General features: G+C 54.9%; 4 protein-coding genes. All 4 read left to right on the top strand.

From position 1 onward, the window contains the following. A partial coding sequence (alr, locus tag AC16KF_RS04640) for an alanine racemase (RefSeq protein ID WP_484036131.1) occupies window positions 1-704 on the top strand: 704 nt, incomplete at its 5' end. Between the two features lie 35 nt (window positions 705-739). Next, entirely contained in the window at window positions 740-1,252 is a 513-nt protein-coding gene (gene lspA, locus AC16KF_RS04635) for a signal peptidase II (protein WP_484036130.1), read from the top strand. Between the two features lies 1 nt (window position 1,253). Next, window positions 1,254-2,174 (top strand): RluA family pseudouridine synthase, encoded by a 921-nt coding sequence (locus AC16KF_RS04630; protein WP_484036129.1) that lies wholly within the window; start codon window positions 1,254-1,256, stop codon window positions 2,172-2,174. A gap of 10 nt (window positions 2,175-2,184) precedes the next feature. Then, window positions 2,185-3,222 (top strand): low-specificity L-threonine aldolase, encoded by a 1,038-nt coding sequence (gene ltaE, locus AC16KF_RS04625; protein ID WP_484036128.1) that lies wholly within the window; start codon window positions 2,185-2,187, stop codon window positions 3,220-3,222. The last annotated feature ends 446 nt before the right edge of the window (window positions 3,223-3,668 follow it).

The following is a 3,668-nucleotide window of genomic DNA, read 5'->3' as shown; positions in this document are numbered from 1 at the left end:
TTGGAGCCCATGAATATGAAGCGCAGGAATTCATCGAGTATTGCCTGCGCCTCCAGCATGTCGACGTGGAAGGGATGTACACGCATCTCGCCAATTCCGAACTGGCTGACCGCAGTTATTCCTTGATGCAACTGGAGCGTTTTCAAGGCATCCTGCGCGTGTACGAAAAATTGAGCGAACCCCCGCCCGCGTTAAAACACATGAATAATTCGGGCGGAATTTTGAATCTTCCCGAAGCAAATTTTGACATGGTGCGCGCGGGTATACTATTCTATGGCGTGTCTCCGGGCGATGAAACGCCGCGCGACCCAACGATCCAGCCAGCATTGACATGGAAATCGAAAGTGGCTTACTCGAAGCGGACCAAGCCGGGGAGGTCGGTCAGTTATGGCTCGTTGTGGCAGGCTGAAACAGAGACGCGAATCGTCACCGTCCCTTGCGGGTATGCCGATGGCTACTTCCGTCGTATGACGAACAAAGCTCAAGTAGTCATACGAGGAAAGAAATATCCGCAAGTGGGCAGGATCTGCATGGATCAATTCATGGTCAACACAGGAGACGACGCGGTCGAGACCGGCGAAGAAGTTGTGCTGATGGGCGAGGGGATTTCCACAGCCGATTTTGCCGAATGGATGGGCACGAATGAATACGAAGTGTTGACCAGTATCGGCGCGCGCGTGCCGCGCCTGTTCGTGAACGAGTGATGATAGAATAGCGCAGTTTTATTTTGAGGTGATGAGTGAACCGTTTGTTTGAAAAGTATGGAATGCTATTTTTGGTGGCGGGGTTGATCGTCCTGTTCGACCAGTGGACAAAATCGCTGGTGAGAACAAACCTCCCTCTCGGCGCAACCTGGTTGCCCGAATCGTTGGAATGGCTCAGCCCGTACGCGCGTTTTGTGCACTGGCATAACACCGGGGCCGCGTTCGGTATGTTCCAGAACGGCGCCATGGTGTTCACGGCGCTTGCCTTCGTGGTGATCGGCGCCATCATTTTTTACTTTCCCCAAGTGGAACAACACGATTGGACTTTGCGGCTTGCCATGAGCATGCAACTGGGAGGCGCGCTTGGCAACCTGATCGACCGCCTCATGCGCGAAGGGCGCGTGACCGATTTTATTTCCGTCGGCTCATTTGCGGTGTTCAACATTGCAGACGCAAGCATCAGCATCGGCACGGCAATCCTTCTGCTGGGCGTCTACTTGCAAGAGCGCGCCGCAAAACGATCAGCCGCCATCCAAGCGAGCCAATAACGTGACCGTCGAGCGCGTATTCCAAATTCGCTATGACCGACAGCCCGGCGAACGGCTCGACAAATTTTTAGCGGAAGTTCTGCCGGAGTTTTCGCGCTCGCGGATTCAACAGCTGATCGCAGGCGGATGCGTGGACGTGAACGGTTCGCCCGCCCGTAAGGCTGGTCAGCCCGTAGACGCCGGCGCCGCCCTTACTGTTCGTGTCCCTCCCGCCGCGCCGACCGATCTGGTCGCGGAACAAATTCCCCTCGATATAATTTTTGAAAACGACGAACTGATGGTGGTGAATAAACCGGCGGGCATGGTCGTACACCCTGCGGCGGGACACGCCCGTGGAACGCTGGTTAACGCCGCGCTGGGGCATGACCCGGACATCGAAGGCATCGGAGGCGAGGAGCGCCCCGGCATCGTCCACCGGCTGGACAAGGATACCTCGGGGCTGATCCTTCTCGCCAAAAACGAACGCGCCCATCGTTGGTTGCAGGACCAATTCCGCTTACGGAAGGTGGAGAAAACGTATCTCGCGCTGGTAGATGGCAAACCGCCGACTCCATCCGGTCGCGTGGAAACGTTCATTGGCAGGGACCCAAAGAACCGAAAGCACATGGCGAATGTTTCCAAGACAAAAGGGCGCGAGGCTGTGTCGGAATACAAGACCTTGCAGAGTTTTGAACATCACACCCTGCTCGAGTTTCATCCCCTGACCGGGCGCACGCATCAAATCCGTTTACATTGCGCATTTCTGAAATGCCCGATAGCGGGCGATCGCGTGTATGGCAGAAAGAATTCTGTGTTGCCAATTAAACGACATATCCTTCATGCGCTTCGCTTGAAGATTACTTTGCCATACGAGCGCGAAGCGCGCGTCTTTGAGGCGCCTTTGCCCGGAGAACTGATTCAAATATTGAAATATATAGAATAGGAAATGCGACATGGAGTACATTGACCTTCGTTCCGATACCGTCACCAAGCCCACGCCTGAGATGCGCGAGGCGATGGCGGAAGCCGAAGTGGGCGACGATGTGTACGGGGACGATCCAACCGTCAATCGGCTCGAAGCGCTTGCCGCGTCCATGCTGGGCAAAGAGGCTTCGGTGTTCGTCCCCTCCGGCACGATGGGGAATCTGCTCGCCCTGCTGGTCCACTGCCAGCGCGGAGACGAAGCTATCGTTGGGAGCAAGTCGCATATTTACTTAAATGAGGCAGGCGGGATGTCTGCGTTGGGCGGGATTCAACCGAACCCGATCCCAAATCAAAAAGATGGCACGCTTGCGCTGGAGGGGATTCGCAACGCGATCCGCCCGGAGGATGTGCACCAACCCATCACGCGCTTGATCTGTATCGAAAACACCCAAAACAATTGCGGCGGGGTGGCGTTATCCGTCGAATACACGCGGCAGGTGGGTGAAATTGCCAGAGCCAACAACTTGAAATTTCACATCGACGGCGCGCGGATTTTCAATGCCGCCGCTGTCTTGGGCGCGGAGGTGAAAGACCTTGTGTCTCCCGCCGATTCGGTCATGTTTTGTTTGAGCAAGGGGCTGGCTTCGCCGGTCGGTTCGATGCTGGCGGGAACGAAGGCGTTTATCGCCCGCGCTCGTCACCTGCGGAAGATGCTCGGCGGCGGCATGAGACAAGCCGGCGTTCTTGCCGCGGCGGGGATTGTTTCGCTCGAGAAAATGTCGCGGCGGGTGGGGGACGATCACGCTCGCGCCAAAAAATTGGCGGATGGTTTGCGTAAGATACCGGGCATCCTGCTCGATGAAGGCGCCCCGTTCACAAACATGGTGTACTTCGATATCGCCGACAACGTCCCATTCGACGAAAAACAGTTATGCGAGAAAATGTTAAACCATAAAGTCTTGATTGACTGGGCGGGCGCGCGCCGTATTCGTCTGGTGACCCACTATGCGATCGATGATGCGGGAGTTGAGAAAACCGTTCAAGCGTTTACAGAAGTCTTCCGCTAAGAGACTGTTTCTTACTCCTTCGTTGCCATACTGTTCGTGCCGCGAGTGGCGCCCTGCGCCACGAGACGGCAGAGCGCGTAGAGAACTTTGAGAGGTCGCTGCTTAACTTCTTTTGGGTCTCCCATAATTAACGGGAAAGAGCTTCACCACGAAGGGCACAAAGTCTTGCGCTGAGTTCGTCGAAGCGACACAAAGGCAAAAAAAGAGCCTAGATTCCTTGCGTTTTCCTTTGTGACCGTCGTGTCCTTTGTGTTTGAAAAAAAAGGTTTCCCGTTAAAAACGGTAGAACCCTTCTTTTATTAGACACGGACGCCACGGAGGGAGCGCTCAAAGGTTGTATATAATCCAACAGACAAACCACAGAGTCACCGAGTCACGGAGTTTTTTTAATTGTTTTTCTCCGTGTTTCCGTGACTCCGTGGTTAGGGTTTCCTGTCTGTAGTGAA

It is taken from the genome of Candidatus Defluviilinea gracilis, from assembly GCF_057138825.1.
The sequence above is the reverse complement of the archived record's forward strand: the minus strand, read 5'-3'. Positions and strand labels throughout refer to the sequence as shown.